Source organism: Candidatus Skiveiella danica, from assembly GCF_022705245.1.
Lineage (GTDB): Bacteria > Pseudomonadota > Gammaproteobacteria > Burkholderiales > Burkholderiaceae_C > Skiveiella > Skiveiella danica.
Genome location: NZ_JAKJEW010000033.1, coordinates 1 through 25,807 on the forward strand (window position 1 = coordinate 1; position 25,807 = coordinate 25,807).

Annotated in this window: 30 protein-coding genes, 2 tRNA genes and 1 pseudogene; 9 read left to right on the top strand and 24 right to left on the bottom strand. The window is 62.4% G+C overall.

Annotated features, from left to right (window positions below; all coding sequences use genetic code 11):
* Nucleotides 1-98: 98 nt before the first annotated feature.
* Nucleotides 99-953, bottom strand: coding sequence for an alpha/beta hydrolase (locus ACMUOY_RS16275; RefSeq protein WP_413893790.1), 855 nt, complete (start codon nt 951-953; stop codon nt 99-101).
* Nucleotides 954-1,084: 131 nt separating this feature from the next.
* Here ACMUOY_RS16275 and ACMUOY_RS16280 point away from each other — a divergent pair.
* Together ACMUOY_RS16280 and ACMUOY_RS16285 are read left to right on the top strand one after the other, a co-directional pair.
* Nucleotides 1,085-1,160, top strand: a tRNA-Ala gene (locus tag ACMUOY_RS16280).
* A gap of 15 nt (nt 1,161-1,175) precedes the next feature.
* A tRNA-Lys gene (locus ACMUOY_RS16285) sits at nt 1,176-1,251 on the top strand.
* Between the two features lie 350 nt (nt 1,252-1,601).
* Here ACMUOY_RS16285 and ACMUOY_RS16290 read toward each other — a convergent pair.
* The 8 genes from ACMUOY_RS16290 to ACMUOY_RS16325 all read right to left on the bottom strand — a co-directional run bounded on the left by ACMUOY_RS16290 (nt 1,602) and on the right by ACMUOY_RS16325 (nt 6,421).
* Entirely contained in the window at nt 1,602-1,832 is a 231-nt protein-coding gene (locus tag ACMUOY_RS16290) for a hypothetical protein (protein ID WP_413893791.1), read from the bottom strand.
* Nucleotides 1,819-2,265 (bottom strand): DUF5681 domain-containing protein, encoded by a 447-nt coding sequence (locus tag ACMUOY_RS16295; RefSeq protein WP_413893792.1) that lies wholly within the window; start codon nt 2,263-2,265, stop codon nt 1,819-1,821. The genes ACMUOY_RS16290 and ACMUOY_RS16295 overlap by 14 nt, the downstream gene beginning before the upstream one ends.
* Nucleotides 2,266-2,682, bottom strand: coding sequence for a hypothetical protein (locus ACMUOY_RS16300; RefSeq protein WP_413893793.1), 417 nt, complete (start codon nt 2,680-2,682; stop codon nt 2,266-2,268).
* Nucleotides 2,683-2,694: 12 nt separating this feature from the next.
* Entirely contained in the window at nt 2,695-3,285 is a 591-nt protein-coding gene (locus tag ACMUOY_RS16305; RefSeq protein WP_413893794.1) for a hypothetical protein, read from the bottom strand.
* Nucleotides 3,278-3,640, bottom strand: coding sequence for a hypothetical protein (locus ACMUOY_RS16310; protein ID WP_413893795.1), 363 nt, complete (start codon nt 3,638-3,640; stop codon nt 3,278-3,280). Before ACMUOY_RS16310 ends, ACMUOY_RS16305 begins: the two co-directional genes overlap by 8 nt.
* A 37-nt stretch (nt 3,641-3,677) precedes the next feature.
* Nucleotides 3,678-4,001: a DNA-binding protein gene (locus ACMUOY_RS16315; RefSeq protein WP_413893796.1), complete on the bottom strand. Its 324-nt coding sequence runs from the start codon at nt 3,999-4,001 to the stop codon at nt 3,678-3,680.
* Nucleotides 4,002-4,118: 117 nt separating this feature from the next.
* Nucleotides 4,119-4,628, bottom strand: coding sequence for a hypothetical protein (locus ACMUOY_RS16320; protein WP_413893797.1), 510 nt, complete (start codon nt 4,626-4,628; stop codon nt 4,119-4,121).
* A 419-nt stretch (nt 4,629-5,047) separates the two neighbouring features.
* Nucleotides 5,048-6,421, bottom strand: a complete 1,374-nt coding sequence (locus ACMUOY_RS16325; protein ID WP_413893832.1) for a tyrosine-type recombinase/integrase — start codon at nt 6,419-6,421, stop codon at nt 5,048-5,050.
* A 354-nt stretch (nt 6,422-6,775) separates the two neighbouring features.
* On the opposite strand from ACMUOY_RS16325, the gene ACMUOY_RS16330 reads away from it, so the two are divergent.
* Nucleotides 6,776-7,129: a hypothetical protein gene (locus ACMUOY_RS16330; protein WP_413893798.1), complete on the top strand. Its 354-nt coding sequence runs from the start codon at nt 6,776-6,778 to the stop codon at nt 7,127-7,129.
* A 225-nt stretch (nt 7,130-7,354) separates the two neighbouring features.
* Here the strand turns inward: ACMUOY_RS16330 and ACMUOY_RS16335 are convergent, their stop codons facing one another.
* Nucleotides 7,355-9,280 carry a DEAD/DEAH box helicase gene (locus tag ACMUOY_RS16335; protein WP_413893799.1) on the bottom strand — a complete coding sequence of 642 codons (1,926 nt, stop codon included), beginning with the start codon at nt 9,278-9,280 and terminating at the stop codon, nt 7,355-7,357.
* Nucleotides 9,281-9,531: 251 nt separating this feature from the next.
* Nucleotides 9,532-10,116 (bottom strand): oligoribonuclease, encoded by a 585-nt coding sequence (gene orn, locus ACMUOY_RS16340; protein ID WP_413893833.1) that lies wholly within the window; start codon nt 10,114-10,116, stop codon nt 9,532-9,534.
* A gap of 59 nt (nt 10,117-10,175) precedes the next feature.
* On the opposite strand from orn, the gene ACMUOY_RS16345 reads away from it, so the two are divergent.
* The 3 genes from ACMUOY_RS16345 to rsgA are packed head-to-tail and all read left to right on the top strand — an operon-like array spanning nt 10,176 to nt 12,742.
* Nucleotides 10,176-11,456 carry a M48 family metallopeptidase gene (locus tag ACMUOY_RS16345; RefSeq protein ID WP_413893800.1) on the top strand — a complete coding sequence of 427 codons (1,281 nt, stop codon included), beginning with the start codon at nt 10,176-10,178 and terminating at the stop codon, nt 11,454-11,456.
* A gap of 34 nt (nt 11,457-11,490) precedes the next feature.
* Nucleotides 11,491-11,814, top strand: a complete 324-nt coding sequence (locus ACMUOY_RS16350; protein ID WP_413893801.1) for a 4a-hydroxytetrahydrobiopterin dehydratase — start codon at nt 11,491-11,493, stop codon at nt 11,812-11,814.
* A complete protein-coding gene (gene rsgA / locus ACMUOY_RS16355; protein ID WP_413893802.1) occupies nt 11,786-12,742 on the top strand; it encodes a ribosome small subunit-dependent GTPase A in 957 nt (318 codons plus the stop codon). Before ACMUOY_RS16350 ends, rsgA begins: the two co-directional genes overlap by 29 nt.
* Nucleotides 12,743-12,779: 37 nt before the next feature.
* On the opposite strand, the gene ACMUOY_RS16360 is transcribed toward rsgA, so the two are convergent.
* The 6 genes from ACMUOY_RS16360 to rpsP all read right to left on the bottom strand — a co-directional run bounded on the left by ACMUOY_RS16360 (nt 12,780) and on the right by rpsP (nt 16,759).
* Nucleotides 12,780-13,769, bottom strand: coding sequence for a CobD/CbiB family protein (locus tag ACMUOY_RS16360; protein ID WP_413893803.1), 990 nt, complete (start codon nt 13,767-13,769; stop codon nt 12,780-12,782).
* A gap of 53 nt (nt 13,770-13,822) precedes the next feature.
* Entirely contained in the window at nt 13,823-14,536 is a 714-nt protein-coding gene (locus ACMUOY_RS16365) for an NUDIX hydrolase (RefSeq protein ID WP_413893804.1), read from the bottom strand.
* A 69-nt stretch (nt 14,537-14,605) separates the two neighbouring features.
* Nucleotides 14,606-14,998 (bottom strand): 50S ribosomal protein L19, encoded by a 393-nt coding sequence (rplS, locus tag ACMUOY_RS16370; RefSeq protein WP_413893805.1) that lies wholly within the window; start codon nt 14,996-14,998, stop codon nt 14,606-14,608.
* 126 nt (nt 14,999-15,124) lie between these two features.
* A complete protein-coding gene (trmD, locus tag ACMUOY_RS16375; RefSeq protein WP_413893806.1) occupies nt 15,125-15,883 on the bottom strand; it encodes a tRNA (guanine(37)-N(1))-methyltransferase in 759 nt (252 codons plus the stop codon).
* Between the two features lie 34 nt (nt 15,884-15,917).
* Nucleotides 15,918-16,496, bottom strand: coding sequence for a ribosome maturation factor RimM (gene rimM, locus ACMUOY_RS16380; protein ID WP_413893807.1), 579 nt, complete (start codon nt 16,494-16,496; stop codon nt 15,918-15,920).
* Nucleotides 16,497-16,510: 14 nt separating this feature from the next.
* Complete coding sequence (gene rpsP / locus ACMUOY_RS16385) at nt 16,511-16,759, bottom strand: 30S ribosomal protein S16 (RefSeq protein WP_413893808.1); 249 nt, start codon at nt 16,757-16,759, stop codon at nt 16,511-16,513.
* Between the two features lie 107 nt (nt 16,760-16,866).
* Here rpsP and ACMUOY_RS16390 point away from each other — a divergent pair, with 107 nt between their 5' ends.
* Both ACMUOY_RS16390 and ACMUOY_RS16395 read left to right on the top strand, forming a co-directional pair.
* Nucleotides 16,867-17,388, top strand: coding sequence for an N-acetyltransferase family protein (locus ACMUOY_RS16390; RefSeq protein ID WP_413893809.1), 522 nt, complete (start codon nt 16,867-16,869; stop codon nt 17,386-17,388).
* Nucleotides 17,389-17,395: 7 nt separating this feature from the next.
* Entirely contained in the window at nt 17,396-17,842 is a 447-nt protein-coding gene (locus ACMUOY_RS16395; RefSeq protein ID WP_413893810.1) for an NINE protein, read from the top strand.
* A 73-nt stretch (nt 17,843-17,915) separates the two neighbouring features.
* Here ACMUOY_RS16395 and ACMUOY_RS16400 read toward each other — a convergent pair whose 3' ends face one another.
* The 6 genes from ACMUOY_RS16400 to hda form a co-directional block, all read right to left on the bottom strand.
* Nucleotides 17,916-18,926, bottom strand: coding sequence for an anion permease (locus ACMUOY_RS16400; protein ID WP_413893811.1), 1,011 nt, complete (start codon nt 18,924-18,926; stop codon nt 17,916-17,918).
* 20 nt (nt 18,927-18,946) lie between these two features.
* Nucleotides 18,947-19,594, bottom strand: a complete 648-nt coding sequence (locus ACMUOY_RS16405; protein WP_413893812.1) for a DUF47 domain-containing protein — start codon at nt 19,592-19,594, stop codon at nt 18,947-18,949.
* A gap of 318 nt (nt 19,595-19,912) precedes the next feature.
* The gene (folK, locus tag ACMUOY_RS16410) at nt 19,913-20,389 is read right to left on the bottom strand and encodes a 2-amino-4-hydroxy-6-hydroxymethyldihydropteridine diphosphokinase (protein WP_413893813.1); all 477 of its coding nucleotides are present in this window, start codon (nt 20,387-20,389) and stop codon (nt 19,913-19,915) included.
* A gap of 8 nt (nt 20,390-20,397) precedes the next feature.
* Nucleotides 20,398-22,014, bottom strand: a complete 1,617-nt coding sequence (gene pcnB / locus ACMUOY_RS16415) for a polynucleotide adenylyltransferase PcnB (RefSeq protein ID WP_413893814.1) — start codon at nt 22,012-22,014, stop codon at nt 20,398-20,400.
* A 51-nt stretch (nt 22,015-22,065) separates the two neighbouring features.
* Complete coding sequence (locus tag ACMUOY_RS16420) at nt 22,066-22,755, bottom strand: HAD family hydrolase (RefSeq protein WP_413893815.1); 690 nt, start codon at nt 22,753-22,755, stop codon at nt 22,066-22,068.
* The gene (hda, locus tag ACMUOY_RS16425) at nt 22,752-23,438 is read right to left on the bottom strand and encodes a DnaA regulatory inactivator Hda (protein ID WP_413893816.1); all 687 of its coding nucleotides are present in this window, start codon (nt 23,436-23,438) and stop codon (nt 22,752-22,754) included. Before hda ends, ACMUOY_RS16420 begins: the two co-directional genes overlap by 4 nt.
* Nucleotides 23,439-23,747: 309 nt before the next feature.
* On the opposite strand from hda, the pseudogene purM reads away from it, so the two are divergent.
* Nucleotides 23,748-24,767 (top strand): annotated as a pseudogene (gene purM / locus ACMUOY_RS16430) (phosphoribosylformylglycinamidine cyclo-ligase); the annotation flags it as partial.
* A 122-nt stretch (nt 24,768-24,889) separates the two neighbouring features.
* Here the strand turns inward: purM and ACMUOY_RS16435 are convergent.
* Nucleotides 24,890-25,744, bottom strand: a complete 855-nt coding sequence (locus ACMUOY_RS16435) for a SirB1 family protein (protein ID WP_413893817.1) — start codon at nt 25,742-25,744, stop codon at nt 24,890-24,892.
* Nucleotides 25,745-25,807: the final 63 nt, after the last annotated feature.

Here is a 25,807-nt window from a genome sequence, read left to right on the forward strand (position 1 = left end):
TATCTGGGAAAACTGGCCAATGACTCACCGGCTATCCAGTAAGCTCCCACTGTTGCACTTGGATTTGAGACCGCCCATCTTGAAATGGCCGTATGTAGCTACTGATTTAGGAGCAATTCCCAAGTCAGCATGTTGAGCCTGTGCCCGGGCTGAACGAGGGCTTCCAGGACGCTGAAATGGTTCAGGCCCGGCAAGGCCTCGCAGACCGGCACGGCTCTTGGACCCCAGGCATCGCGGATGAGCCGGTTCTGACGCAGGAACTCGGCGCTCTCATCGCCACCGGCGACGGTATAAAGCACGCCACGCCTGGGCCGCGGGAGAAGCGCAGGGCTGGTTTTCCTGACCTGGGCGGGTGTGAGCCGCAACGAGTCTTTCAGAAAGGGGGTCAGGCGCAGCGGCGCCAGGTCATAGACGCCGCTGATGCCCAACGCCTCGCGCACCAGGTCTGCGGGAAGGTCCGAAGCATAGGACTTCCAGGCGCAGGTCAGCAGCATGGCGGCCAGATGTCCGCCCGCGGAATGCCCGACAACGGTGATACGCGCCGGGTCGCCGCCGTGCTCCGCAATATTGCGGTAGGTCCATGCCAGCGCCTTCACCATCTGCATCGTGATCTGCGCGATCGTCACCGCCGGGCACAGCGCGTAGTTCGGCACCACCACGCACACGCCCTTTTGTGTGAACGCCGGGGCAATGAAGGAGTGATCGGCCTTGTCCAGGCTTCGCCAGTACCCGCCGTGAATGAACACCAGCACCGGCGCTTGCGCCGGCGATCCAGGGAAGATGTCCAGGGTTTCGCCGGCAGCTGCGCCGTAGGCAATATCGAGCACTGCGCGGCCCTGAGCCCGACCGGCCGCCGATTCCCTGCCCCAACGCTCAAAATGCTGCGGGTGTTCAGGCACCAAAGCTCGGTTGTTGTACATGCGGTCAAGCCATTCGGGCGAGTAGCGGGGCATCAAATTCTCCTGCGTAAGGAGGCCGATCCTGACACACTTTGCGTGGCTAGGCATGACGTCGAACAGGCCAGTGAAACGCTCGGCCTCCAGCCTCGGTGCCACCAAAAAGTTGTTAGAATCCCGGCTGGTGTGGGGGGGTAGCTCAGCTGGGAGAGCGCTGCGTTCGCAATGCAGAGGTCGGGAGTTCGATCCTCCTCCTCTCCACCATGGTTTGGTTTCAGTGGGTTCTTAGCTCAGTTGGTAGAGCAGCGGACTCTTAATCCGTAGGTCGACAGTTCGAGCCTGTCAGAACCCACCACTTGAATGCCTCGCCAGACAATGAAAGCCTGCTATGTAAACCGTAGCGGGCTTTTTCAATTCTGGCGTCCGACTTTCCCCGTGTAGCCACTGTGTAGCCAGCGGTACCGGTTTTTGTACCGTGTAGCCACCACCAGACGAAAGAAAACCCGCACGCGGCGGGCTGGGTCTTATCGTCTTGCTGGGGGTCGCGGCCCGTCGTGTCGGTGTTCCATTCGGGCGGGCGTCCCGGCCAGCAGGTAGCGTGCCCCGTGGGCAGGTTTCAGAATGCGCTCTGCAAGCCGGTCGGCTTCGCTGGGCACCCCTTGCAGCGCCAGCAGGCGGGCGGCTGTCCAGGCGATTGCGTCCGGCTCAGTCAGCATCAAGGATGCGAATCTGCGCCAGGCGGCGCACCTCATCATCAGAGAACCCGGAAAAGTCCACATCACCATTTTTCATAATGTGGGGAACCTTCATAACCGCGCTCACGCCTTCGGTGCCATCCGGGTTGATTCCGACAAGGCGGATTCGTTCGAGCCGCCCACCTGCGCCAGCCCCGGCCTTTTTTTCCAGGTCGCTGATTCGTGTTTCAAGTGTTGCCATGCTTTTGCTCCAACGCGGCAATGCGCGATTCAAGTTCGTCTATCTCACTCACGCGGGCCAGCGTACCGATAGCCCCTAGCAGCGCGGCCCCCTGACCCGGTGCAAGCTCACCAATGGCCACAGAACGCAACACGGCGCGGCCTTGGTCCGTCAGTGACCCATCGGGCAGGGTAAGGGCCTGGGGCTGTTCTGCGGCCCGCAGCGGGGCTATGGCGCGTTCGAGCAATAGGCGGGCGGCGGATGTATCGCCCGCCAGTGCCTGCGCCATCAACTTGGCCAGCAGTTCGGGAACACGGGCAGCAATGGCGGCGCGTATTTTCGAGACCTCGCCACTACCTCGGGTGCGGCCCTTGGGGTTTCCGCTCTCGCCGGGTTTCCACCGTCCGGGCGGTCGTTTTTTTGCAGCCGTCATGTTTGCTTTTCCTTTGCTCAATCAAAGCAATTCCGCCTGGGAGGGCCTTCGCGCTGGCGGCGCGTCCAATTCGCCATCCGTGACCAGTTCGGCGCAAAACTCCTCGGCAATTTCGGCGGTCGCGGTCGCATAGGTAAGTTCATAACTGAGGTCCGCATGCTTGTGGTCTGAGTGATTCAGCAGGTATTCATGCAGCCGTTCTATACGGTCGCGCAACAGGTGCAGGCGGCGGGTCAGTGTCGCGATGGTCTTGGCGGCCTGAGGGTCACTGGCGATGATTCCGAATTGCTCGCATACGGCGCGAAGTTGCCACGGATGAATGAGCACCTCGCGGGGGTCATCGTAGTTGTCGGATGGCTGGGTCAGCAGGATGGCGCGGCCTTGGTTGTCAGCAACCCATTCGGCGGTCAGTTCGTGGTGCGTGAGTGTGTCGGTCATGTTGTCTGTCCTTCAATGGTTTGTTGCCAGAACTGCTACAGCAGATGGCTTCTCTAGATGGTTTCCGTGAGACGGTGTAGAGGAACCGTCAAAAGGGGGTCTGATTGCACCGTGAGACGGTGTAGGCGGCGCTCCCTCTACGCCGTGAGACGGTGCAATAGAGGGGCTCTCTACACCGTGAGACGGAATAAGGGATGCGTTTTTCAACGGCCTGTTTCTTTGATACGCGCCACGCTCGAAACACTGTGCAGCGCCGATGTCATAGCCCGGCAGCTTGTCCAGCGTCCGCCACGTCACGGCATACCAGCTCGCCCGATTCGGTCGCTGGCCCTTCACCGTCTCGAAAATGAATCCGGCGGCGAGTAGTTCGCGTTTTGCCCGCGTAATCACGTCTGCGCTTTTCCATCCTCGTTTGGCAAGATAGGCGGCAGACAGCAGCAACTTCCCGTTGTTGTCTCGCACGAACTGGCGGGCAAGCTCGAGAAGCAAAGCACGCGCAGGATGCGACAAACGGGCGTATGCGGGGCTATCCAGGACTGACCAGGGCAAGGCCACGAACCCGCCCACATCGCGGCCAGAATCGCCCTTGGTGCGTTTAACCATGCCCGCGCCTTGCCTGCCACTGGTGAACCTTGCGGCGGTCGGCATCGCTGAGGCGATACACACCCGGGCGGCAGTCTTTTCCGTCGCGGTCAATGAAATGGATACGGTCGCACGGCACGTCCAAACCACGGCGGCGCAGTTCTGCCACCAGTTCGGGCGAGTTGCTGGCACCCGCCACGCTGTCAAGCTCTTGGCGGCTCACCGGGCGGCGAATCAATACGGTGATTGCTCGCAGGTGTCGCGGGTTGTCGGTTCCGGTAAACTTCGCGCTGTTCGGGGCGCTCGATACTGCTTTTGTGGTGTCGGGCGTTTTCATTTCGCGGCCCTCCATTTCCACGATGAAGGCGAAGCGCACCAGAGACGCAGTGCGAAGCGTTGAAGTGCGGCCCACATCAGGACACCCCCAGCACGCGGCGCAGTTCAGCCACCGGCCAGGCCAGGATGCCATGCACGCGCAGCGGGCGGACAGGGCCTGTCCCGTCCTTCATCGCCCACATCCGCAGGGTCTGCGGGGCGCGGTCGAGATAGTAGGCAGCTTGCGCTGTCGGCACGGTCGGGCGCGTGATAGTCGACAGCGGCGGATACGGTGCCGGTTTCGCGTCAGGCGCGGCGCTCAGGCGCTCGGACAGTTGCGCCAGCAGGTCCGGGTAAGCCTCGGACAGCAGCGCCAGAAGTGCCCCGGTCCGGTCGGGGCGTTGAAGGTTTGCAAGTTGCATTTGATGCTCCAAACACCGATGAATTTCGATGTATGAATGCATCTTTTTCTGGCAACTATCCTCCCCCGCAAGTGTCCCCCGCTCCCCCAGTTTGGTGGATACCCCGATGGGGGATAGTCAGGGCTTGTCGGCAATTTCCTTGCTTGCTCGCAGCCGGTCCCAAGCCTTGTCAAACACGGTTGAATTTTTGGGGAAGAGCGGCGTACCGGTAAGGGCTTGGCGCATCGCAGCCTTCACGCCGGGCTTGCCGGGCTCATTCGGCGGTAGCCCAAGCGGGTCATGCCCGTGTTCACGGATTGCCTCAAGCACTGCCGCATCTTGAGCGGCAAAGCGCTGCACCGGCTTATTTTCGGCGCTTGGCTTTGGTGCCACGGCTGGCGCGGCCTGGGGCTCAAGTTGCGTGGGCTGTGCACCTTCCATCGCTGGGAACTGCTCCGGCAGCGTCCAACCCATCGCACGCGCCCACGCGCCAAATTCAGACAGGCTCACGGTAACGGCTTCCCGACTCCCAAGCATTTCCCAAGGTTCAAGCGGGCGCAGCAGCCCGGCTGAGTCAACATGGGCGGCGGCAATCGTCAGACGGCGCTCAAACTCTCGCCCCGGCTCGGCATATTGAACGCTGGTCAACGCGGGGCGCGGCTCAAGCCCAAGGCTCAATAGAACGGCCTCGCGTACCTTTGCCTTTGGCATACGCGCCCACAGTGCCCAATCTGCCAGCGGGCGCGCTGGCGGCTCTGGTGGTGAATATCCGCGACTGACGCCAGCCCCACTTCGCGGGTAAGTCTTTTTTTCGCTCACAGCATCCCCCGATGCAACCCCGTGAAGGTGCCCCAGCAGGCCAGCGGGGGAACTGGCTTTTCGGTCGGGGAAATTAGTCCCGGCCTAGCTGGGGCGAAACTCAATAATTCAGTGCCAGAAAATCAATTCGATTCCTCTAACAGGAACCGCAATATGCGCTGTAACCCGCATGGATGCTAGGTTTCAGGCTTACACGCTCAAAAGGTACCGTCACAAATACCGTCTTTTTTCAATGTGTCCCGGCCATTTCACCCGGCCACCAGCGCCAGCTTACCCGGCTCCAAATCGGCCACGAACTGCACCCCGGCCTGTTCCAGAATCCACGCTTCTATCTTTTCGTGGTGCAGGCGCAGCAAATCCAGCGGGCGCACGGTGTAATGCTTTTCAGCGGTCGCGCTGGGCTTGTGCCCCATGATTTGCGCCACCACACCGGCAGGGATTTCCAGCCACTCGGTCAGGGACTTGAACGAACGGCGCAGTCCGTGAAGGGTAAGCCCCTCGATACCGGCCACCTTGCACGCGGCAATATGCTGGGTGCGGGGAATACTCAGGGTGTCACCCACTTCCTTGCCCCGGCTGGCGCTGGGGAAAACGTAGGCATTGCGGCGCGGCAGGGCGTGAATCAGTTGCGAGATAAACGGGGTAAGCGGAATCACGCGCTCACCCTCCACCTTGTCGCGGATGGTTAGCCCTCGCCACTTGGTGTTTACATCTTCCCAGCGCAGGCCCAACACCTCGCCGGGGCGGGCACCGGTCAATAGCAGGGTTTGCAGATAGGCAGCAGCCACGGGGTTATGTATCTGGCGCACGGCATCAAACCATACGGATAGCTGTTCCTTTAGTAGTGCGTCCTGTTTCACCCCGGCCCGTCCCAAGGCTTCGCGGGCCTTTTTGGTTTTCGCCGGGTTGACGCTGGGCAGGGCTGGCGCGTATTCCGGTTGTTCGGCGCACCATGTCAGAAACGCCTTGAGGCAGCGCCACGCCAGCCGGGCGGATGTTGGGCGGGTCTTACCTTCACGGGCGGCCCATGCTTCGATTGTGGGTGCGCTCAGGTCGCGCAGCGGCAGCGCCATAAGCGGATGCAGCGGCCCGGCCACCGTCACCCCCTTGCCCTTGGTGCCACGTTTCGCAGGCACTCCACCGGCCTGCACCAGCTTGGCATGGTCGGCATGGTGTCGCACCCCCCAATGCGGGCGGCGGGCTTCCATGTAGGCGTTCCAGACTTCGCCCACGGTCACAGCTTGCACGGCAGCGGCGGCCTTGCTGGCGGCTTTGGCGGCCTGTTGCTGGCGCTCCACTTCGCGGGGGTCTGTGCCAGCGTCCAAGGCCACGCGCAGGCGGTTTGCTTCCTGTCGGGCGGCTTCAATGGTCCAGGCGCGAACATCCCCGATGGTGCGGCGGATGGTCTGCCGGTTCAGTTTGGCCTCGAACACGAATGCCTTAACCCCGGTCGGGTTCTTTGCGCTGGCGGGTGTCGCCCTCACGCGCAGGCCTGGGGCCTTGCTATCGCGCAGGAACACTTGCAATTTTTCGGGCGGGCAAGTCAGGCGCTCGATTGCGCCAGCCGTCAGGTCTTGCGCTTCGCTCAGGTCCGGCGCATCGGTCTTTTTCGGTCGTGCCATCGTGTGCCCCTTGATTCCATGTAGCCACCATGTAGCCACTTTTGCCCCATTTCGGGGAATTTCAATCAACGTCCGCCTGTCTGCAATCACAGTATCAAGCCATGTAAGTTGTTGATTTATATGAATTGTAGGGGGATTAATCAACGATTGCAAATACTATAAAGCTCCGACTCTTAATCCGTAGGTCGACAGTTCGAGCCTGTCAGAACCCACCACTTAAAGCCATATCAAATATAGAAAGCCTGCTACCTAAAACGTAGTGGGCTTTTTCTTTTTCAATGCCTCCATCGCATCAGTTGGCCGTCTGCGGACAAGTGAACTTCATCCAGCGCGCTGGCTCCAACTCAGAACGGAATGGCCAAGGACGGCCTTTGCGTAGCCCGTTGTCTTTGCGAAAATACCTGCATCATGTTCAAGAACTTGTTCAAGCGCGGCAAGGCCGCTTCTGAAGAAACGACAAAACCGCCGGTCGCCGGTATGGCAGCGCCAGACACCGTGCCCGCGCCGCTGGAGCAGGCCAGCCGGAGCACCCTCGAATCGTTCAAGGAGCGATGGGAGGAGAAATGGGAGCCCCATGACCCCTTGCCATCGCCGGAAGTCGTCGAAGGCAACGGCGGCAATACTGACTGGGGCCTGTGGACGGAAGCGGTCAAGGATGAGGAAAACGCTTTTGCACCGACGGAACCCATGCCACTGCGCGCCCGTTAGGCCGCAGTCGTCGGCAGCTGATCAGCCCTTCGCCGTTCCCACGCGACGCCTTGCTGGCGAGATAAGGCCGCACGGATGGGTGAAAACCTCCTCCTGCCATGGCCGTAACCCTCGGGTTCCCAGGTACCCCGCCGATCAGCGGTGAGGTTCTTTGATTCATCGGAAGCAAAAGAAGCCCGCCGACCTGGAGGTCAGCGGGCTTCCTGAATGATCGAGCGTGCCGCTTTATCCGCGTGTGATCTTCAACACTTTGGTACCGGCGGCACGTTTGGGCGCATCACCACGCGGGGTGAACGGCTTGCCGCCATGGCCGCCCGGCTTCGCAAAGGACGGCTTGCGGGCGACAAAGTCGCCACCGCGAGGAGCAAAACCCTCATGGCGGGGTGCCGCGCCTTCGTGCCGTGGGGGGAAGCCATCGCGGCGAGGCGCAAAGCCCTCGTTGCGTCCGCCCCCGAATCCTTCGTTGAAGCCACTGCGGCGATCGTAGCTTCGCTCTTCTCGCTGTCCGAAACCACCTTCGTGGCCAAAACCGGTGGCGCCGATCTGGCGGGGTCCGCCACGCACATGGCGATCACCCCCGAATCCGCCCCCGAATCCACGGCGATCGCCACCGCCGGCGCCGCCGCCAAATTTCCGGTCACGCGACGGCGTTTCGCGCGGGCCACGGTCGCCAAAGCCCGAACGGCCGAACTTGACCGGGGCTGACGCTGGGAACCGCTGCGTGGGCTCAAGTCCAGGTACGGTCTCGGCCTTGAAGTGCTGGTGACTGTAGTGCTCGATATCGAAAATCTTGCGACGGTCACGGAACTCGGCAAAGGTCACCGCAAGGCCATCGCGGCCCGCGCGCCCGGTGCGGCCAATCCGGTGCGTGTAATCCTCTGCCTTCATCGGTAGGCCGAAATTGAACACGTGGGTGATCGTCGGCACGTCAATGCCGCGCGCAGCCACGTCGGTGGCCACCAGAATCTGCACCTGACCCTGTCGCAGCGCCATCAGGCGCCGGTTGCGCAAACCCTGGCTCAAGGCGCCGTGCAGCGCAACCGCGCTGAATCCGTCCTGCTGCAGGTCATTCGCCAGTCCATCGCATTCGATCTGGGTGCTCGCAAACACGATGGCCTGATCGATCGTCGTATCACGCAGCCAGTGATCAAGCAGCTTGCGCTTGTGCGCGGCATTGTCGGCCCAGAACAGGACCTGCTTGATGTTCGCGTGCTTTTCCTGTGGAGAATCAATCTGGATCTTCTGCACCGACGCGCCGTTGTCGTGCATGACGCGCATGGCCAGTTGCTGGATGCGTGGCGCAAACGTGGCGCTGAACATCATCGTCTGCTGGCGCTGGCTGGTGAGCTGATTGATTTCGGCCAGATCGTCGGAGAACCCGAGGTCGAGCATGCGATCGGCTTCGTCCACCACCAGGAACTTGACCTGGTCGAGCTTGATCTGCATGGAGCGCTGCAGGTCCAGCAGGCGGCCCGGGGTGGCCACCACCAGATCGGCGTTCTGAAGCTTGGCGATCTGGAGTTGGTAAGGCATGCCGCCCACCACGTTGGCGACGCGAAGTCCGCGGCAATGTTTGACAAGCTCGATGGCGTCATGCGCCACCTGCTGCGCCAGTTCGCGCGTCGGGCAGACCACCAGTGCGCCTGGCGTCGGCGCCTTGAAATTGCGCACGTTGGTCGGATCCTTGCGCTTGGGACGCTTGGGTGCTGGTTCGCCCTTCGCCGCAGCCTCCGCGACGGCTCGCTCGAACGCGGCGCGCTCATTGGCTTCGGCTTCCGCCTGGGTCTGGAGCAGCGTATGCAGCACCGGCAACAGGAAGGCGGCCGTCTTGCCGCTGCCCGTCTGGCTGGACACCATCAGGTCGATGAAACGCTGCCCTTGGGCCGTGCGGCTCGGGTCCGGCAGGGCCTTGGGGATGGTCTGCAGCTGAACAGTCGTCGGCTGGGTGTAGCCCAGATCGGCCACGGCGCGGATCAATTCGGGAGCAAGGCCCAGGAGTTCAAACCCGTTGGGGCCTTTCTCTTCGGCCACGGTGGAGCCTGCGTCGAGCACATCTGATGTGCCCTCCATGGCAGGAATAGTCTGGAACGAATCCGTGGAAAGGGATTCAGCAGGCGCGTGCGCGCTTTGCACTTCAAAAGCGTCAGTCATGGTTTTCTCTCACGAAAGCGCCGCAATGGCTGCGGAGCGCCTCGTCAATGGTTAAGAAACATCAACCATCAAACGAAGCCCGGTCATCGATGCAACGCGAAGTTGCGATCGCACAGCGCGAGAGCTGTTGACCGGATGGGCTCTTTTATTGGCGAGCCCGGTGAGTGAAGGGAGATGTACACATATGCGCCACGGATTGTGGTGCAGTCTGCGATTATCGCACAGAACTGCCGACGAATGCGGGTTTCCCCTTATTTTTCCATTTTGAGGAAGTGTTCGCGATAATGGACCAACTCATCAATGGACTCATGCACATCAGCCAGCGCGGTGTGCTTTTGCTGCTTCTTGAACGCGCTGTACACCTCCGGCCGCCAGCGCCGGGCCAGCTCCTTCAGGGTGCTGACATCGAGATTGCGGTAATGGAAGAAGGCTTCCAGTTTGGGCATGTACTTGACCAGGAAGCGACGGTCCTGGCTGATCGTATTCCCGCACATCGGTGTCGTGCCCTTGGGCACATAGCGGGCGAGAAACTCGAGGATCTGAGCCTGCGCGTCCTCCTCGGACACAGTCGAAGCCTTGACCTTGTCGATCAGGCCGCTTCTGCCATGCGTGCCTTTGTTCCACGCGTCCATGCGGTCCAGTTGCTCATCGCTCTGGTGAATCACCAGTACCGGGCCCTCGATACGCGGCGTCAGGTTCGGACCGGTGACGATCACCGCAATTTCAATCAGTCGTTCAGCCTCCGGGTCCAGTCCGGTCATTTCGCAGTCGATCCAGACCAGATTCAGTTCTGATCGGGGCAGCACCTCGGGGGTGTTTTCAAGGGCAACAGTCATAGCAGGGATTGTCACAGATGCCACGGCGAAGCCATCGAATGCGCCTAAACTCCGGGCCTATGTTTGTTTCGCCCGCCCCTTCCCTTTGGTTGACACTGGCGTTCTCCGCCGCCCTGTGTGTCAGCCTGCTGGTCCGCTTCTGGCTGGCGACGCGCCAGATTCGCCACGTGGCCCTGAACCGCCAAACCGTTCCGCCCGCCTTCAGCGCCGAGATCTCGCTGTCCGCACATCAGAAAGCGGCGGACTACACCATCACCAAGACCCGTTTTGGCCTGCTCGAGCTGGCTCTCGGCTCCGCCGTCCTTTTGGCCTGGACACTGCTGGGGGGGCTGAACGCCCTGAATCAGGGCCTGTTGGAATGGCTGGGCGGGGGCATGGCGCAGCAACTGGCCTTGCTCGCGGGTTTTGCGCTGATCAGCGGCCTGATTGACCTGCCGCTGACCCTGTACCAGACCTTCGTCATCGAACACCGCTTTGGTTTCAACAAGATGACGTTGCGGCTCTGGCTGGCCGACCTGTTGAAGTCGACGCTCATGGGCCTGGTCATCGGGCTGCCCATCGCAGCACTGATTCTGTGGCTCATGGGATCCGCCGGGCGTTACTGGTGGTTGTGGGCCTGGGGCTCATGGATGGGCTTCAACCTGCTCCTGTTGCTGATCTATCCGACCTTCATTGCGCCGCTGTTCAACAAGTTCCAGCCCCTGGATGACGAATCGCTCAAGACCCGCGTCACCGCCCTGATGCAGCGTTGCGGATTTGCGGCCAAGGGTCTGTTCGTCATGGATGGCAGCAAGCGCAGTGCGCACGCGAACGCCTATTTCACCGGTTTCGGCGCATCAAAGCGCGTGGTCTTCTATGACACCTTGCTACGCCAGCTCGAACCCGGTGAAGTAGAAGCCGTGCTGGCCCATGAACTCGGGCATTTCCGACATCGGCACGTTCTCAAGCGAATGGCCAGCCTGTTCGCACTCAGTCTGGTCGGTTTTGCGCTGCTGGGCTGGCTCTCGGGTCAATCCTGGTTCTACGCAGGTCTGGGAGTGACGCCCAACCTCGGCAACAACCTGGGTGCACCCAACGACGCGTTGGCCCTGCTGCTGTTCGTCCTGGCGGTACCGGTGTTTTCCTTCTTTGTGGCTCCCGTTCTGGCCCAGTTCTCGCGCAATCACGAATTCGAGGCCGACGCGTACGCCATCGCCCAGACCAGCGGACACAGCCTGGCGCAGGCGTTGCTCAAGTTGTACAAGGACAACGCCTCGACCCTCACCCCCGATCCGCTCTACGTGAAGTTCTATTACTCCCATCCGCCGGCTTCCGAGCGTCTGGCGCGCATGGCGGCCTGATGCAGGCCACTGAACATCCAGATTCCGGAATATTTTGACCTCACCCAGCACCAATCGGCCACTAGGAGCTACTGAAATAGTAGCGTCTCTGGCGCGTCTGGAAGGATGGCGCCTCAGCGGTGACGGCGCGGACGTAGCCATCGAAAAGACCTACCAACTCGCAGACTTCCAGTCCGCCATGGCATTTGCCAACATGATCGCCTTCATCGCCGAGGCCCGAAACCACCACCCTGAACTAAAGGTGAGCAGCCAGGGCTGCACTGTCCGCTGGCGTACCCACGACTGTGACGGCATCACCCGTGCAGACCTGGACTGCGCCGCGCGCGTCGATGCGCTCCTGGCCTCCTTTGCCACCTGATGAAAGCCATCGTTTGAGCACCCCCTCCTCGCTGCTGGAAACTGGACTCGTCGTGGCCGGGCATGGCCGCCACTGCGTGGTGGAAACGTCGGACGGGCGGCGCATCATCTGCCATCCCCGCGGGAAGAAAAGCCAGGCGGTGGTCGGCGACCGGGTGCTGTGGAAGGCAACACAGGACGAGGGAACCATCGAGAAACTGGAACCACGACGCAACCTGTTTTACCGACAGGATGAAGTCCGGACCAAGTCGTTTGCGGCCAACCTGGACCAGGTGCTGATCCTGATCGCGGCGGAGCCCGAGTTTTCGGAACACCAGCTCTCGCGCGCCCTGATTGCTGCCGAGGCCGAGCACATCACCCCCGTGATCGTGCTAAACAAGAGCGACCTTCCGATCCCGTTTTCACTGGCCTGGGAACGACTGGCACCGTACCGTGTCATGGGCTACCCCCTTCTACCGGTCTCTCTCAAGGTGGCCACCGAAGAGCAGATGCGTCTGCTAGAAGAAATTCTGGCCGGAAAGACCACGTTGGTGCTCGGCCCTTCGGGTTCGGGCAAGAGCACCCTGATCAACCGTCTGGTTCGGGGTGCGCAGGCGCAGACCCGTGAAATTTCGCAAGCGCTCAACTCCGGCAAACATACGACGACCAGCACCAACTGGTACTGGGTCGACCGGGACCGCGGTACCGCCCTGATCGACTCGCCAGGGTTTCAGGAATTCGGCCTGCACCATCTCGATCCCATGCAACTGGCCGCCTACATGCCCGATCTCAAACCCCATGTCGCCAAATGCAAGTTCTACAACTGCACCCACCTGCACGAGCCCGGCTGCGGCGTGCTGGCTGCGGTGGGAGCCGATGAAGGCGTCAATCCTCGTCGCCACCGAATCTACAGAGATCTGTTTGCTGAACTGAACCAGACCCGGTATTGAGGAACGGGCCGCTCTTCGCCAGCGGATTCAGCGCCCGCTAGCCAAGCAGGCGAGCAAGTGTCAGCAAGGCCAGCAGGACCAGCCACATGACCACCGATCGCCAGACCAGGCCGACCACCTGCGCCAGATAGGCCGGTTCGGGCTCCCGGCCCTGGTTGGAGATGAAGTCCGCGGTTTCACCCGCATCGAGATCGGACTGCCCCGGGCCGCCGCGTGTCACCGGCGCCTTGGCCACCCCATCCCCCAGCCGGACATTGATGGCGCCAGCCGTCGCGGCCAGAATGACACCATCGTTGTCACCCGGAAACCGTTGAACCTGGTTGCGCCAGCTGTCAATCGCCTCCTCAAAGCTGCCAACGACCGCAAATCCCAATGCCGTGATTCGCGCCGGAAACCAGTCGATCACGCGCCACGCCTCGGACGCTGCGGCCTGAACAGCCTCGCTGACCGGTTGTTGTGCGACCGTCCCCTGGTAACGCCAGTAACGGGACACAAACTCGCTGCTGCGGTACAAAACAGCGCCGGCTGGCCCCAACCCGAACGCGGCCAGCACCGAATACCAGGCCAGAACCCCGAATACGTGGCGGTGCGCCTGCAGCACCGAGTATTCGATGACACAACGAACCAGTTCGCTACGCGGCAGTTCACGAATATCAGCCTGGCGCCATTGCGCCAGAAGTTCGCGTGCGCGATCCTCGTCGCCGGCGTCCAGGGCATCCCGGATGTCCGTGAAATGGTGGCTGAACTGGCGAAAGCCCAGCGTCACGTAGAGCAACGCAGCACTCCAGATGGCCGCAAAGGGCCAGCCCAGCAAATCCGACAGCAACACGTGGATGGCAAACGCAAGAAGCGAGGGCAATCCCACCGCGAGGCTCCAGACGATCCATCCATGATTCGCCCTGCCCGCATCGAAATTCCGGTTGCACCAGCGAGCCCAACTGCGCAGCGCCGCATGCACCGGATTGCCGCGCGGCAGCGGCCGAACTTGCTCCAACAACAGCGCAAACAGAATGGCAAAGAAACTCATGGGCGCATCATACCGAGCGCCGACCGGTGCGATGCCCCTATGCCCGGTGCGCCTCAGGCTGAGAGAAAACGGTAGAAGTTGCGCAGCATCCCCGCAGTGGCACCCCAAATGAAACGCTCCCGGACCTGGTGACCCACAGTTTCGTGAAAGGGCATGGAGAACCATTCGCGACGCACCCCCTCCCACTCAAACGCATGGCGGTGATGGTTGGCCGGATCCATCAGGAATGCCAGCGGCACCTCGAAGGTATCCGCCACCTCGAAAGCATTCGGCTGCAGCCTGAAGTCCGGCTGCACGAGGGCAACCACAGGTGTGACCTGAAATGCCGTACCGGTGACGTAGACCGGCAAGGTGCCGAGTACATCCACATAGCGGTATTCAAGCCCGACCTCTTCGTAAGCTTCGCGCAACGCGGCAGCCTTGACATCCGCGTCACACTCGTCGACCCGCCCTCCAGGGAAGGCAATCTGCCCGGAGTGGGTCGAAAGATGGGCGGTGCGCTCCGTCAGCAGCACCGCCATGGAATCGGCACCGGCGCCACGCATGACGAGAGGAATCAGCACCGCCGCCTCGGCCGGCTCACGGTCGCTGAACCGCACTTCCTTGACCACCTCAGGCTGCCAGACCGGTGGCGAACGAAAACGCTGCCGCAGTGCATCAGGCGCGAACGTACCGGCGTTGATCCGTGGCAGGTGGGCATCGGTCCCACTCACCGGGACGAGTCGCGGATCGAAGTGCGGCAAACGCGACAAAGGGGTCGTGGACATCGGAGCCAAAATCAAAAAGCCGCCTGGCGATTCGCTTCAGGCGGCTTGGATGTGCTTTGCAGCAACGGGTTACGCGGCAGCAACCTTTGCAGCAGCCATCTTCGCGCGGTTCGGCAGTTTTTCCTTGATACGAGCCGACTTGCCGCTGCGATCACGCAGGTAGTACAGCTTGGCGCGACGCACATCGCCACGACGCTTCACTTCGATGCTGGCGATCAGCGGGCTGTAGGTCTGGAAGGTACGCTCCACACCTTCGCCGCTGGAGATCTTGCGAACCGTGAAGCCACTGTTCAGGCCGCGGTTGCGCTTGGCGATGACCACGCCTTCGTAGGCCTGAACACGCTTGCGGGCGCCTTCAACCACGTTGACGTTCACGATCACCGTGTCGCCGGGAGAAAATTCAGGGATGGTCTTGCCGAGACGGACAATTTCTTCCTGTTCGAGAGTCTGGATCAGATTCATGTTTACCTCTTGGGATCATGCCCACGCTACACAAAAGGCGGCAAGGTGGTGCGTTTTGCACCGAACACTTGAAATCCGCGGCTGGACAGAGGATCGAAAAGCTTTTGATTATACAAACTTTTTTCCTTACGTCGGCTTTGACGCCAGTGCGGCCAGGATACGCTCATCTGTTTTGTCCAGTCGCCCCGCGGCACGTGCCGCCTCAATGAGGTCCGGCCGGCTCCGCAGGGTGGCCTCGAGCCGGCGGTCCCGGCGCCAGCGTTCGATCTGCGCATGATGCCCCGACAGCAGGACTTCCGGAACGTCTTGCCCCTGCCACACTTCGGGCCGCGTGTAATGGGGGCAATCGAGAAGTCCGTCGAGCGCCGGATTGAAACTGTCGAACTGGTGGCTCTCCTCGTCATTGAGCACGCCGGGCTGCAACCGGGCCACGGCATCCAGCAAAGCCAATGCGGCGATTTCGCCGCCCGACAGCACAAAATCACCCACGCTGATCTGGACGTCGACGTTCTGATCGATGAAACGCTGATCAAGGCCTTCGTAGCGGCCGCAAATCAGCACCGCGCCCGCCCCGGAAGCCCATCCGGCAACGCCGACATGATCCAGTTTTTCGCCAGTCGGCGAAAACAGCACCACCGGCGCACGATCCCCCCGGTCCGCGCGGATGGCCTCGAGGCAGCGCTGCAGTGGCTCCGCCATCATCACCATCCCCGGCCCGCCCCCGAAGGGACGGTCGTCCACGCGCCGGTAGTTGCCCTGGGCATAGTCCCGAAGGTTCCAGAGCCTGACGTCGACCCGTCCGCTTTCATACGCCCGGCGCGTCACGCCACAGGTCAGGAACGGACCGAACAGTTCGGGGAACAGGGTGATGATGTCGAAGCGCATGCCGTCAGGCCCGGCCGCTGGGCCGGAGGGCCCGTCAATAATCAGGCTGCCAGTCAACCAGGATACGACGTCCCGGCACGTCCACCTGATCCACGTAGGCGGAAACAAAGGGAATCATGCGCTCCCCGGCCCGACCCGGCTCGCCGCCGTCATCTTTGGGGTACTCCAATACGAGCACAGTTTGCGGCCCGGTTGACAGCAGGTCCTTTACTTCGCCGAGGGCCACGCCTTCGCGGTTGACGACCGGCAATCCGATCAGGTCAACCCAGTAATATTCGTCAATACCTGCAGCGGGAAAGCTCGATCGGGACACAAACACCCGGGCCCCCTTGAGCCGTTCTGCTTCGCTGCGCCCAGCCACCTCGTGCGCGGCGGCCACCAAGGAATCCGAGTGCTCCTTGGCCTCTTTGATGGACAACAGGATCGTCCCGTTGAAAGTCTTCGCACCCCGTTCGGACGGCTGCAGGTACCAGCGCTTGGAAGAAAAAAGCGCCTCGGGTGAGGCGCTGTGGGGCAAGACCTTGAACCAGCCTTTGATGCCCCAGGCATCAGCGATACGACCCACCTCGATGGCGTCCGCCGGCAATTCGGCAGGCTCCAACCCAGGCACCATCGCTGGCAATGGCCTTAAGCCGCCTTGGGAGCCTGGTTGATCAGGCGTTCGACGGTGGGAGAAGCCTGGGCACCCACGCTTTTCCAGTAGGTCAGGCGATCCTGGGTAATGCGCAGGCTTTCCTCGCCGCCCTTGGCGATCGGGTTGTAGAAACCGATGCGCTCGATGAAGCGGCCATCACGGCGCTCGCGCTTGTCGGTCACGACGATGTTGAAGAAAGGACGGCCTTTGGAGCCGCCGCGAGAGAGTCGAATCACAACCATGATTTATCCTGTGGGTGGTAAATGTGTTTTCAGCGTTGAGACACGCGACATGGCCACCCGGCCAGCGACACACTGAAAAGCCTTTGATTATAACGTCATCCCTCCTTATGCCCACGATCCGCCCCAGCCGCGACGACGATATCGACGCCATCACCCTCATCTATGCCCACCATGTCTTGCACGGAACGGGAACCTTCGAGGTGGATCCGCCCTCGGTCCAGGACATGCGCGCGCGCCGGGCCGAGGTGCTGGCGCGCGGTCTGCCGTGGCTGATTGCCGAATCCGACAACCAGGTCAGCGGTTTCGCCTACTGCAACTGGTTCAAGCCAAGACCCGCCTACCGGTTTTCGGCCGAAGACTCGATCTACCTGGCGCCTCATGCCAACGGCCAAGGGCTCGGCCGCGCGCTCCTGGCCGAACTGGCCACGCAGGCCGAGCGCGCAGGTGTACGCAAGCTGATCGCGGTCATCGGCGACTCGGGCAACACCGGTTCGATCGGCGTTCATCGCGCTCTGGGTTTTCAGCATGTGGGCGTGCTCGCCTCGTGCGGCTGGAAATTCGACCGCTGGCTTGACGTGGTACTGATGGAGCGGTCACTGGGCCTGGGTGACACGACTTCGCCGCAATAATGGCGGTATGAAAAACAAAACACTGGCGGCCTGGCTCGCCTTTCTGGGAGGGCCGCTGGGGCTGCACCGCTTCTACCTGAACGGCCTCGGCGACTGGCTGGGCTGGCTGTTGCCGATTCCAACCGCGCTCGGTCTGTATGGCATTCAGAGGGTTCAGGAGTTGGGCCAGGACGACGCTCTGAGCTGGATTCTCGTGCCCCTGCTGGGCTTCACCATCGCCGGATGCGCCTTGCAGGCCATCGTGTACGGACTGATGACTCCCGAGAAATGGAACCTGCGGTTCAATCCAGGCGCCAGTCCGGATGCCGCAGTGGGCCAAACCCGTTGGCTGACGATAGGCGCCATTGCGCTGTCACTGCTGATCGGCACCGCCGTCCTGATGGCAAGCATCGCCTTCAGCTTTCAACGCTACTTCGAGCACCAAATCGCCGAGGCGCGCAAGATTTCCCAATAGCAACCGAGTCGAAGCATTGCCGGTGGCCTTCGTCAGTCCCGGGGGACACGCGAGGAGCAACGCCGAATACCGGCTAGTAAAGCTTCAGGCTGATCCAGTAGGCGATCGCCGCGACGAAGGCGCTCGCCGGAATCGTGAAGATCCAGGCCCAGACGATGTTGCCGGCAACGCCCCAGCGCACGGCGCTGGCTCGCTGAACGGAGCCCACACCCACAATGGCACCGGTGATGGTGTGCGTGGTCGAGACCGGAATACCGAGCCCGGTGGCCAGGAACAGGGTCAGGGCACCACCCGTTTCCGCGCAGAAGCCCCCCACCGGCTTGAGCTTGGTGATCTTCTGCCCCATGGTCTTGACGATACGCCAGCCACCGAACATGGTGCCCGCGCCAATCGCTGCATAACAGGTCAGGATGACCCAAGTGGGAGGCGACTTGTCAGCAGCCGCCGAGTATCCCGTAGCAATCAGCAGCATCCAGATGATGCCGATGGTCTTCTGGGCGTCATTGCCGCCGTGCCCGAGGCTGTAGGCACCGGCTGAAACCAGTTGCAGCCGGCGGAACCACTTGTCGACCTTGGACGGCCGGCTGCGCCGAAACAGCCAAGCCACCACCACCATCATGAGCGACCCGAGCACAAACCCGAGCAAAGGCGAAACGAAGATGAAGGCCACCGTTTTCAGGATGCCGGCGGACACCAGCGCGCTGGCGCCCGCTTTGGCGATCACCGCCCCGACAATGCCGCCGATCAGCGCGTGGGATGAACTGCTGGGAATGCCGTAGTACCAGGTCAGCACGTTCCAGGTGATGGCCCCTACCAAGGCCCCGAAGACCACATGGGTGTCCACCACCCCTGGCTGCACAATGCCCTTGCCCACCGTGGCGGCCACACTCAGGTGAAAGACCAGGATGGCCACCACATTGAAGAAGGCCGCAAACAGCACCGCCTGCCCGGGCTTGAGCACGCCGGTGGACACCACGGTCGCAATCGAGTTGGCGGCATCATGAAACCCGTTCATGAAATCGAACAGGATCGCGAGCACCACCAGCAACACCACCACCCACAGAGCCGTCTGTACGGTTTCCATCGTCAGGGTCCCGTTGCTGATCAGGAGTTTTCGAGGATGATGCCCTCGATCACGTTGGCCACGTCTTCGCACTTGTCGGTGATCGTCTCCAGAAGCTCATAAATCGCCTTGAGCTTGATGACTTCGCGCACATCGGGCTCCTCGCGAAAAAGCTTGCTCATCGCACTGCGCATCACGCGGTCGGCGTCGCTCTCCAGGCGGTCGATCTCCTCGCACGTCTTGAGCGCCGCCTCGGCAGTGCCGGGGTCGGCAATCTTGTCCAGCAGCTTGACCGCGTCGCGCAGGCGCTCGCAGCACTTGAGACTCAGGTCGGTCAGGCGCACGATCTCGTCGGTCATGTGGTGGATGTCGTAAAGCGCCATGGTCTCTGCCGAGTCCTGGATCAGGTCCGCGACATCGTCCATCGTGTTGATCAGCGTATGGATCTGCTCCCGGTCGATGGGCGTGATGAAGGTCTTGTGGATCGCTTTGTTGACGTCGTGGGTCACCCGGTCCGCGGCACGCTCGGCGTTGTCCACGTCCTGGTTGTATTTGTCACGAAGATGAAGATCGCTGTAGTTCGCCACCAGCATGGAAAACGCCCGGGCCGCCTCGACGATCCGGTCGGCGTGCTGGTTGAACATTTCGAAATAGTTGCCTTCACGCGGCAACAGCTTGCCAAACAGCATGGCGGGATCCTCCGGGGGTTACAAGGGCCAGGAACCTGGCGTCGTGGACTCGCGGCGAGTGTAACCGTCTGAACCCGCCCCCCAACGGCGCTTGCAAAGCGCCGGCGGCGACCGATGGCGTGCGCATGCGTTTCAGCGCGCTGCTTCTGGGCTCGGGGCCCAGGTCGGAACTTGAGTCGTTTGGGCATTCCGGATCGCACCGTGCGAGCAGGCAATGCCTTCGACGGCGACCGGGAAACAGGGCCACCAGAAGCCGGACACATCCAGGACACTCTATTTTTTATAGCATCCTATGACCATTTGACGATGGGATTCGCCTCAAATGCCTTGAATTTTGGTGATTTCCTGGTCGCTGAGCCTGGCCAGGTGCTCCGGGCGCACACGATCGGGCGCGATCTCGGCCCACGGGAGCAGCACGAAGGCCCTCTCGGTGATGCGCGGATGCGGCACCGTCAGGTGCGGGCTCTCGATGCGGCCATCGCCATAGGTCAGCAGGTCCAGGTCGAGCGTTCGCGGCGCGTGAAAGTAAGGCCGCTCACGGCCAGCCGCCAGTTCGAGGCCTTGCAATGCCGCCAGCAGTTCAGGCGCTGTCAGACGCGTCTGCACCGCTGCGACCGCATTGATGAATTCCGGCCCGCTCGCCTCGTGCGGCGCTGAACGGTACAGGCTGGACCGTCGCACCAATCGGGTGCCCGGCAAGGCATCGAGTGCCAAGAGGGCCTGGGTCACCGCTTGTTCCGCAGCGCCGAGGTTGGCGCCAAGCCCGATATAGGCGATGACCGGCTCGGCCCGCACGTTCGCGCCTATTCTGTTGCCGCCGCGCTGCCCTCACCGGATTCACCGCCGCCGGTGGGCTTGCGGCGCCGGCGCCGGCGCTTGCGGGGTGCACCCGTGTCACCCTCCTCAGCAGCGCTGAAACCTTCGCGGGATGGAGCGGACCCGTTCTTCACTGGCGCATGGGCACGTTCTTCGGCTGCGGCGAAGTCGACGCCGACACTCGAACCGCCGCCCGTTGCCGTCGCACGGTGAACCCGCGGCGCACGGGCGTGCCTTTGCTGCTCGGCCTTGACCTGGTAAACCAGGTCTTCGCGGGTGGCATCGTCCGCCACGCTGAACTCCTGCCACCAGTCGGCCAGGACCACGTCGACCTCTCCGGTTTCCGCGCGCAGGCGCATGAAATCGAATGCCGCCCGAAACCGCGCCTGCTCAACCAGACCGAACGGTGCGCTGCCCACGCGTTTGTCGAAACGGGGCTGCATCATCCAGATCTCGCGCATGTCGCCGCCCAGCTTGCCGCGACCGGACACGTCGCCGATGCGTGCGTTGAAGACCTCGTCGATGGCATCCTGCAATGCCGGGTGGGAATGTTCGCGTTGCGCGACACGCCGGGCCCAGCCATCGCGGACATCTGCCCACAGCACGCAAGCCAGCAGAAAACTCGGGGCAACCGGTTTTTCCTCGCCCACCCGCCGGTCGGTGTCCTGCAGAGCCGCGTTGACGAAGGGCGAGTCGGCCCGTTCCACAACCAGGTCCAGCAAGGGATAGATGCCACGCGCCAGCCCCAGCTTGCGCAACTGCTCGATCGAGGCCACGGCATGACCGGTCTGCAGCAGCTTCAACATTTCGTCAAACAACCGGCTTTGCGGCACATCGGCCAACAGCACCAGAGAGTCAGCCAGCGGTTTAGCGGTCTTGGCGTCCAGCGTGAATCCGAGCGCACTGAGCTTCGCGGCGAAGCGCACGGCGCGGATGATGCGCACCGGATCCTCGCGGTAACGCGCCGCCGCATCACCGATCATCCGCAGGGTGCGCTTCTTCGTGTCCTGCAGGCCCTTGTGGTAGTCCACGACAATCTGGGACTCAGGGTCGTAGTACATCGCGTTGATCGTGAAATCGCGGCGCACTGCGTCTTCTTCCTGCGGGCCCCAGACGTTGTCGCGCAGGACACGGCCCGTGGAATCGACGGCGTGCTTCATGCCGGCCAGATCGTTGCGGCTGGTCTTTTCGTTGCCCGCCACCTGTTCGGCAGCGATATTGTCCAGATAGGCCCGAAAGGTCGACACCTCGATGACCTCATGCTCGCGCCCGCGCCCGAAAACCACGTGCACGATGCGAAAACGGCGTCCGATGATAAACGCCCGCCGGAACAGGGCTTTCACCTGCTCGGGCGTGGCGTTGGTGGCGACGTCAAAGTCCTTCGGGCGCAATCCGACCAGAAGATCCCGCACGGCGCCGCCCACGATATAGGCCTCGTAGCCGCCCTGCTTGAGCGTGCGCACCACGTTGAGGGCCCGCTCATCGACCAGTTTGGGGTCGATACCGTGAACGTCGACTGCGATCTCCTCGCGTTTGCCGAACCGGGGCTTGCCGGCACGGGAGCCGGTCTTTCCAAGCAGTTTGTCGATGAATTTCTTGATCATTCTTGAATAGGACCCGCGGTCACGCGGGCCGATTGTGGGACGTACCTGTGCTCAGGTCTCGTCGGAAAACAGGTCCAGTATGCGCCAACCCCGCTCCTGGGCCACCGCGCGCAAGCGCGGATCCGGGTTGGTGGCAATGGGTCGGTCGACCCGCTCCAGCAACGGCAGATCGTTTGCCGAGTCTGAATAGAACGTGATGTCGGCACGGCTCCAGTCGAGGCCGTGCGCGGCCAGCCACTGTTCGACACGGCTGACTTTGCCTTCGCGGAACGAGGGCGTTCCACGAATACCGCCAGTGATCCAGCCGTCCGCTCCGCGCTCAAGCTCCACCGCAATCAGTTCATCGACGCCAAATGCCGTAGCAATCGGGCGTGTCACAAACTCGTTGGTGGCGGTGACGATGACCACCTGATCGCCTGCGGCCTGATGCTTGTGCACCAGTGCCAGCGCCTCGGGCCTGAGGTTGGGCTGCACCACCTCGCGCATGAAGCGCGCGTGCGCTTCGGCTGCCCTGGCCGGCCCCTGCAGCCGCACAGCCTCGGTCGCAAAACGGATGTAATCATGAATATCCAGCGTCCCGGCCTGGTAATGGGCGTAGAAATCGTCATTGCGCTGGCGGAACACCTGCGAATCGGTCCACCCGATGTCGGTGGTGAACACACTCCAGCAATAGTCCGAATCGATCGGCAACAGGGTGTGATCAAGATCAAAGAGCACCAGTCTGGCTTTGGGGGCGGTCATTCGTTTTCCAGCATGGATTTGACAAGGGGAATGGTCACCGCGCGCTGCTTCTGCAGGGCATAGCGATCCAGTTCATCCAGGAGTTGAATGAGGCTGCCCATGTCCCGGGAGAAGCGGTTGAGCACGAAGTCAACCACTTCGTCACGCAGGAAGATGCCTCTGGCGTCCGCCTGTTGACGCAAGACCGCACGGCGTTCCGACTCACCCAGCACCTGCAGAGCAAAGATGTGCCCCCAGCCCAGCCGCGTGCGCAGATCTTCGCGCAGTTGGAGATCTGCCGGCGGCACCTGGCCCGCAGCCAGCACCCAGCGCGGCAGCCCGGTCTTGGGCGCCAGCGCATTGACGAACCAGTTGAAAGCCGCCTGTTGCTGGACCGCCGTGTACAGATGGACATCGTCCAGCAGGACCACGGACCATCCTTCATCGAATTCCGGCGGCTCAAGCACCGAGGCATCCATCCACCCCGCCACCGCGCCTTGCTCGCGAAGGGCCTCGCGGACGGACGTCAGCAGGTGGGTCTTGCCGCTGCCCGCTTCCCCCCAAAGATAGGTGGGCACGGGCGAACGCACCGTGGCACCAACACCGATCTGCAAATGGCGCAGCGCCGCCTCGTTCGGCCCGGCAAAATAACCGTCGAGGGTCGGCCCGCTGGCAAGGCCGAGGTCCAGCGCAATCTGCTTCATGCCGGACCAATCGCCTCGCCGCGATCGCCCATGCGGTGCGCATCCGTTCGCGGCAGAACCATCAGGGCTGCGCAGGAATGGGAAGGAATGCCGGTTGCCATCCATGTCCCGCTCAGGGTCCGGTGGCGAAAGAGCCTGATGGCAGTCGGCAGGAACGGCGCAGAAGGGGAATGATCAAGCAAGTGCGAAGAGAGGGTGAACCCTTAGAATCAGGCGGATTTTAGTCTGCTTGACCGCGCGGGCGCGCGCTGGCGCCCCGCCCCTACCCAACCTGATCCGTCCGATGACACACTCTGCCCCACCCCCCCCCCCCTCAACTACAAGGACGCTGGCGTGGACATCGACGCCGGTGATGCGCTGGTCGAACGCATCAAGCCGCTGGCCCGAAAGACCATGCGCGAAGGGGTACTGGCCGGGATCGGCGGCTTCGGCGCCCTCTTTGAAGTGCCCAAGCGCTACCGGGAGCCTGTCCTGGTGAGTGGCACAGACGGCGTCGGCACCAAGCTCAAGCTGGCGTTCGAGTGGAACATGCACGACACCGTGGGCATCGACCTGGTCGCCATGAGTGTCAACGACGTCCTGGTGCAAGGCGCCGAACCGCTGTTTTTCCTGGACTACTTCGCTTGCGGCAAGCTGGACGTGGACACCGCCGCCGCTGTCGTTGGCGGCATTGCGCGGGGCTGTGAGTTGTCCGGATGCGCACTGATCGGCGGTGAAACCGCCGAGATGCCGGGCATGTATCCGCCGGGGGAGTACGACCTGGCCGGCTTCGCGGTCGGTGCCGTGGAGAAATCCAAGATCCTGACCGGTATGAGCGTGATGCCCGGCGATATCGTGCTGGGCCTGGCCTCCAGCGGCGTGCATTCCAACGGATTCAGCCTGGTGCGCAAGTGCATCGAGCGCGCGGGAAGCGCCGCCCCTGCCCTGCTCGATGGCAAGCCCTTCCGGCAGGCCCTGATGGAGCCGACCCGGCTGTACGTCAAAAGCATTCTGGCGGCCTTGGACCTGCACCCGATCAAGGCGCTGGCCCACATCACGGGGGGCGGCCTGCTGGAAAACATCCCCCGCGTGTTGCCCGAGGGAACGGCCGCCCATCTGCGCCAGAGCAGCTGGCCCCGCAGCGAACTGTTTGCCTGGCTGCAGCAGACGGCGGGGATCGACGACTTCGAGATGAACCGCACCTTCAACAACGGCATCGGAATGGTGGTCGTGATCGATGCCGCGCACGCCGACGGCTGCGCGGCAGCCCTGCGCGCCGCCGGCGAGCAGGTGTTCGAGATCGGCCGCATCCAGGCGCGCGGCGACGGCGCGTCAGTTGAACTGATCTGACCCACTGACACTCTGGTTTTTGTAGCGGTTTATGACCCATCCACGCTGGGCTGTGCCGTTTTTGATTAAAGAACCGGCGCTAAAGGCGATGCAGACAGGCCCGGGCGTGCCAGCCGGAGCCGCTATCCACGCAGATGGCCCCTGAGGTCAGCCAGTCGGTCTTCGATGGTGGCGCGATCGGGCTGTGCCGGTGCACGCGTCAGGTAGGTTTCAAGATCCTGCACCGCCTGCGCAAGGGCGCCGAGTTCGGCGTGAACGAGCCCGCGGTCACGGAATTCCGACCAGGCCTCGGGCATGAGAACCAACAGGCGATCCAGCACGGCCAGCATGCGCGGCCAGTCTTCCAGCGACCGATGGATTTCCTTCAGGTTGAACAACATCCGCGCGATCACGCTGCGCGGCGCCACGGGGCGCAGATAGCCGTCCAGCAGCGCTCCGGTTGCCTGTCTCGCGTCGCCACCGGGTCGGATCGAATCCAGGCGTTCCCATAGGTCGTCGCGGCTCAGTGAGACGCCGGTAAATGGGTCCAGCAGGATGGACCCGTCGGGAAGATCCGCCCTGACCAGAAAGTGCCCGGGGAAGCCCACCCCGTGAACGGACAGCCCGATGCCGCCGGCGAGTTCCAGCCACAGCACAGCCAATGACACCGGTATGCCCCTGCGGGTTTGCAACACCGCATGCAGGTAGCTGTTCTCTGGGTCATGGTAGTGATTGAGGTTGCCACCGAAGCCCAGATCCCTGAAAAAGTACCGGTTGAGTGTCTGCAGCATTTGCGCCGGCTCAACCGCATGGGCCACGCGCCGCTTCAGGCGAGCCAGCAACAGGTCCATCTCGCCCGGAACGCGCTGCACGTCGAGTTCCGGGTATTCGTCCATGGCCAGACTGGCGGCGGCCTCCAGCAAAGGAAACTGGTCGTCGCTCGCCACCAGGCTCGCGAAATATTCCAGCGGCGTCGGCGCGCGAAGGCTCAAAGGCATGGATCCATCCAGAAGAAAGCCAGGCTGCCATCCATCAGACCCGGCATCCGTCGCACACGAGCC

What these genes read in the sequence shown, in the direction of transcription:
- ACMUOY_RS16300 (WP_413893793.1), bottom strand. Translation starts at nt 2,682, where the DNA reads ATGACCGACACACTCACGCACCACGAACTGACCGCCGAATGGGTTGCT.
- ACMUOY_RS16330 (WP_413893798.1), top strand. Translation starts at nt 6,776, where the DNA reads ATGGCCAAGGACGGCCTTTGCGTAGCCCGTTGTCTTTGCGAAAATACC.
- rpsP (WP_413893808.1), bottom strand. Translation starts at nt 16,759, where the DNA reads ATGGTTGTGATTCGACTCTCTCGCGGCGGCTCCAAAGGCCGTCCTTTC.
- ACMUOY_RS16275 (WP_413893790.1), bottom strand. Translation starts at nt 953, where the DNA reads ATGCCCCGCTACTCGCCCGAATGGCTTGACCGCATGTACAACAACCGA.
- ACMUOY_RS16395 (WP_413893810.1), top strand. Translation starts at nt 17,396, where the DNA reads ATGAAAAACAAAACACTGGCGGCCTGGCTCGCCTTTCTGGGAGGGCCG.
- ACMUOY_RS16435 (WP_413893817.1), bottom strand. Translation starts at nt 25,744, where the DNA reads ATGCCTTTGAGCCTTCGCGCGCCGACGCCGCTGGAATATTTCGCGAGC.
- ACMUOY_RS16305 (WP_413893794.1), bottom strand. Translation starts at nt 3,285, where the DNA reads ATGGTTAAACGCACCAAGGGCGATTCTGGCCGCGATGTGGGCGGGTTC.
- rimM (WP_413893807.1), bottom strand. Translation starts at nt 16,496, where the DNA reads ATGGTGCCTGGGTTGGAGCCTGCCGAATTGCCGGCGGACGCCATCGAG.
- ACMUOY_RS16335 (WP_413893799.1), bottom strand. Translation starts at nt 9,280, where the DNA reads ATGACTGACGCTTTTGAAGTGCAAAGCGCGCACGCGCCTGCTGAATCC.
- ACMUOY_RS16365 (WP_413893804.1), bottom strand. Translation starts at nt 14,536, where the DNA reads ATGTCCACGACCCCTTTGTCGCGTTTGCCGCACTTCGATCCGCGACTC.
- ACMUOY_RS16345 (WP_413893800.1), top strand. Translation starts at nt 10,176, where the DNA reads ATGTTTGTTTCGCCCGCCCCTTCCCTTTGGTTGACACTGGCGTTCTCC.
- pcnB (WP_413893814.1), bottom strand. Translation starts at nt 22,014, where the DNA reads ATGATCAAGAAATTCATCGACAAACTGCTTGGAAAGACCGGCTCCCGT.
- ACMUOY_RS16360 (WP_413893803.1), bottom strand. Translation starts at nt 13,769, where the DNA reads ATGAGTTTCTTTGCCATTCTGTTTGCGCTGTTGTTGGAGCAAGTTCGG.
- hda (WP_413893816.1), bottom strand. Translation starts at nt 23,438, where the DNA reads ATGAAGCAGATTGCGCTGGACCTCGGCCTTGCCAGCGGGCCGACCCTC.
- ACMUOY_RS16315 (WP_413893796.1), bottom strand. Translation starts at nt 4,001, where the DNA reads ATGCAACTTGCAAACCTTCAACGCCCCGACCGGACCGGGGCACTTCTG.
- ACMUOY_RS16290 (WP_413893791.1), bottom strand. Translation starts at nt 1,832, where the DNA reads ATGGCAACACTTGAAACACGAATCAGCGACCTGGAAAAAAAGGCCGGG.
- orn (WP_413893833.1), bottom strand. Translation starts at nt 10,116, where the DNA reads ATGACTGTTGCCCTTGAAAACACCCCCGAGGTGCTGCCCCGATCAGAA.
- rplS (WP_413893805.1), bottom strand. Translation starts at nt 14,998, where the DNA reads ATGAATCTGATCCAGACTCTCGAACAGGAAGAAATTGTCCGTCTCGGC.
- ACMUOY_RS16420 (WP_413893815.1), bottom strand. Translation starts at nt 22,755, where the DNA reads ATGACCGCCCCCAAAGCCAGACTGGTGCTCTTTGATCTTGATCACACC.
- trmD (WP_413893806.1), bottom strand. Translation starts at nt 15,883, where the DNA reads ATGCGCTTCGACATCATCACCCTGTTCCCCGAACTGTTCGGTCCGTTC.
- ACMUOY_RS16405 (WP_413893812.1), bottom strand. Translation starts at nt 19,594, where the DNA reads ATGCTGTTTGGCAAGCTGTTGCCGCGTGAAGGCAACTATTTCGAAATG.
- ACMUOY_RS16325 (WP_413893832.1), bottom strand. Translation starts at nt 6,421, where the DNA reads ATGGCACGACCGAAAAAGACCGATGCGCCGGACCTGAGCGAAGCGCAA.
- ACMUOY_RS16400 (WP_413893811.1), bottom strand. Translation starts at nt 18,926, where the DNA reads ATGGAAACCGTACAGACGGCTCTGTGGGTGGTGGTGTTGCTGGTGGTG.
- ACMUOY_RS16390 (WP_413893809.1), top strand. Translation starts at nt 16,867, where the DNA reads ATGCCCACGATCCGCCCCAGCCGCGACGACGATATCGACGCCATCACC.
- rsgA (WP_413893802.1), top strand. Translation starts at nt 11,786, where the DNA reads ATGCGCTCCTGGCCTCCTTTGCCACCTGATGAAAGCCATCGTTTGAGC.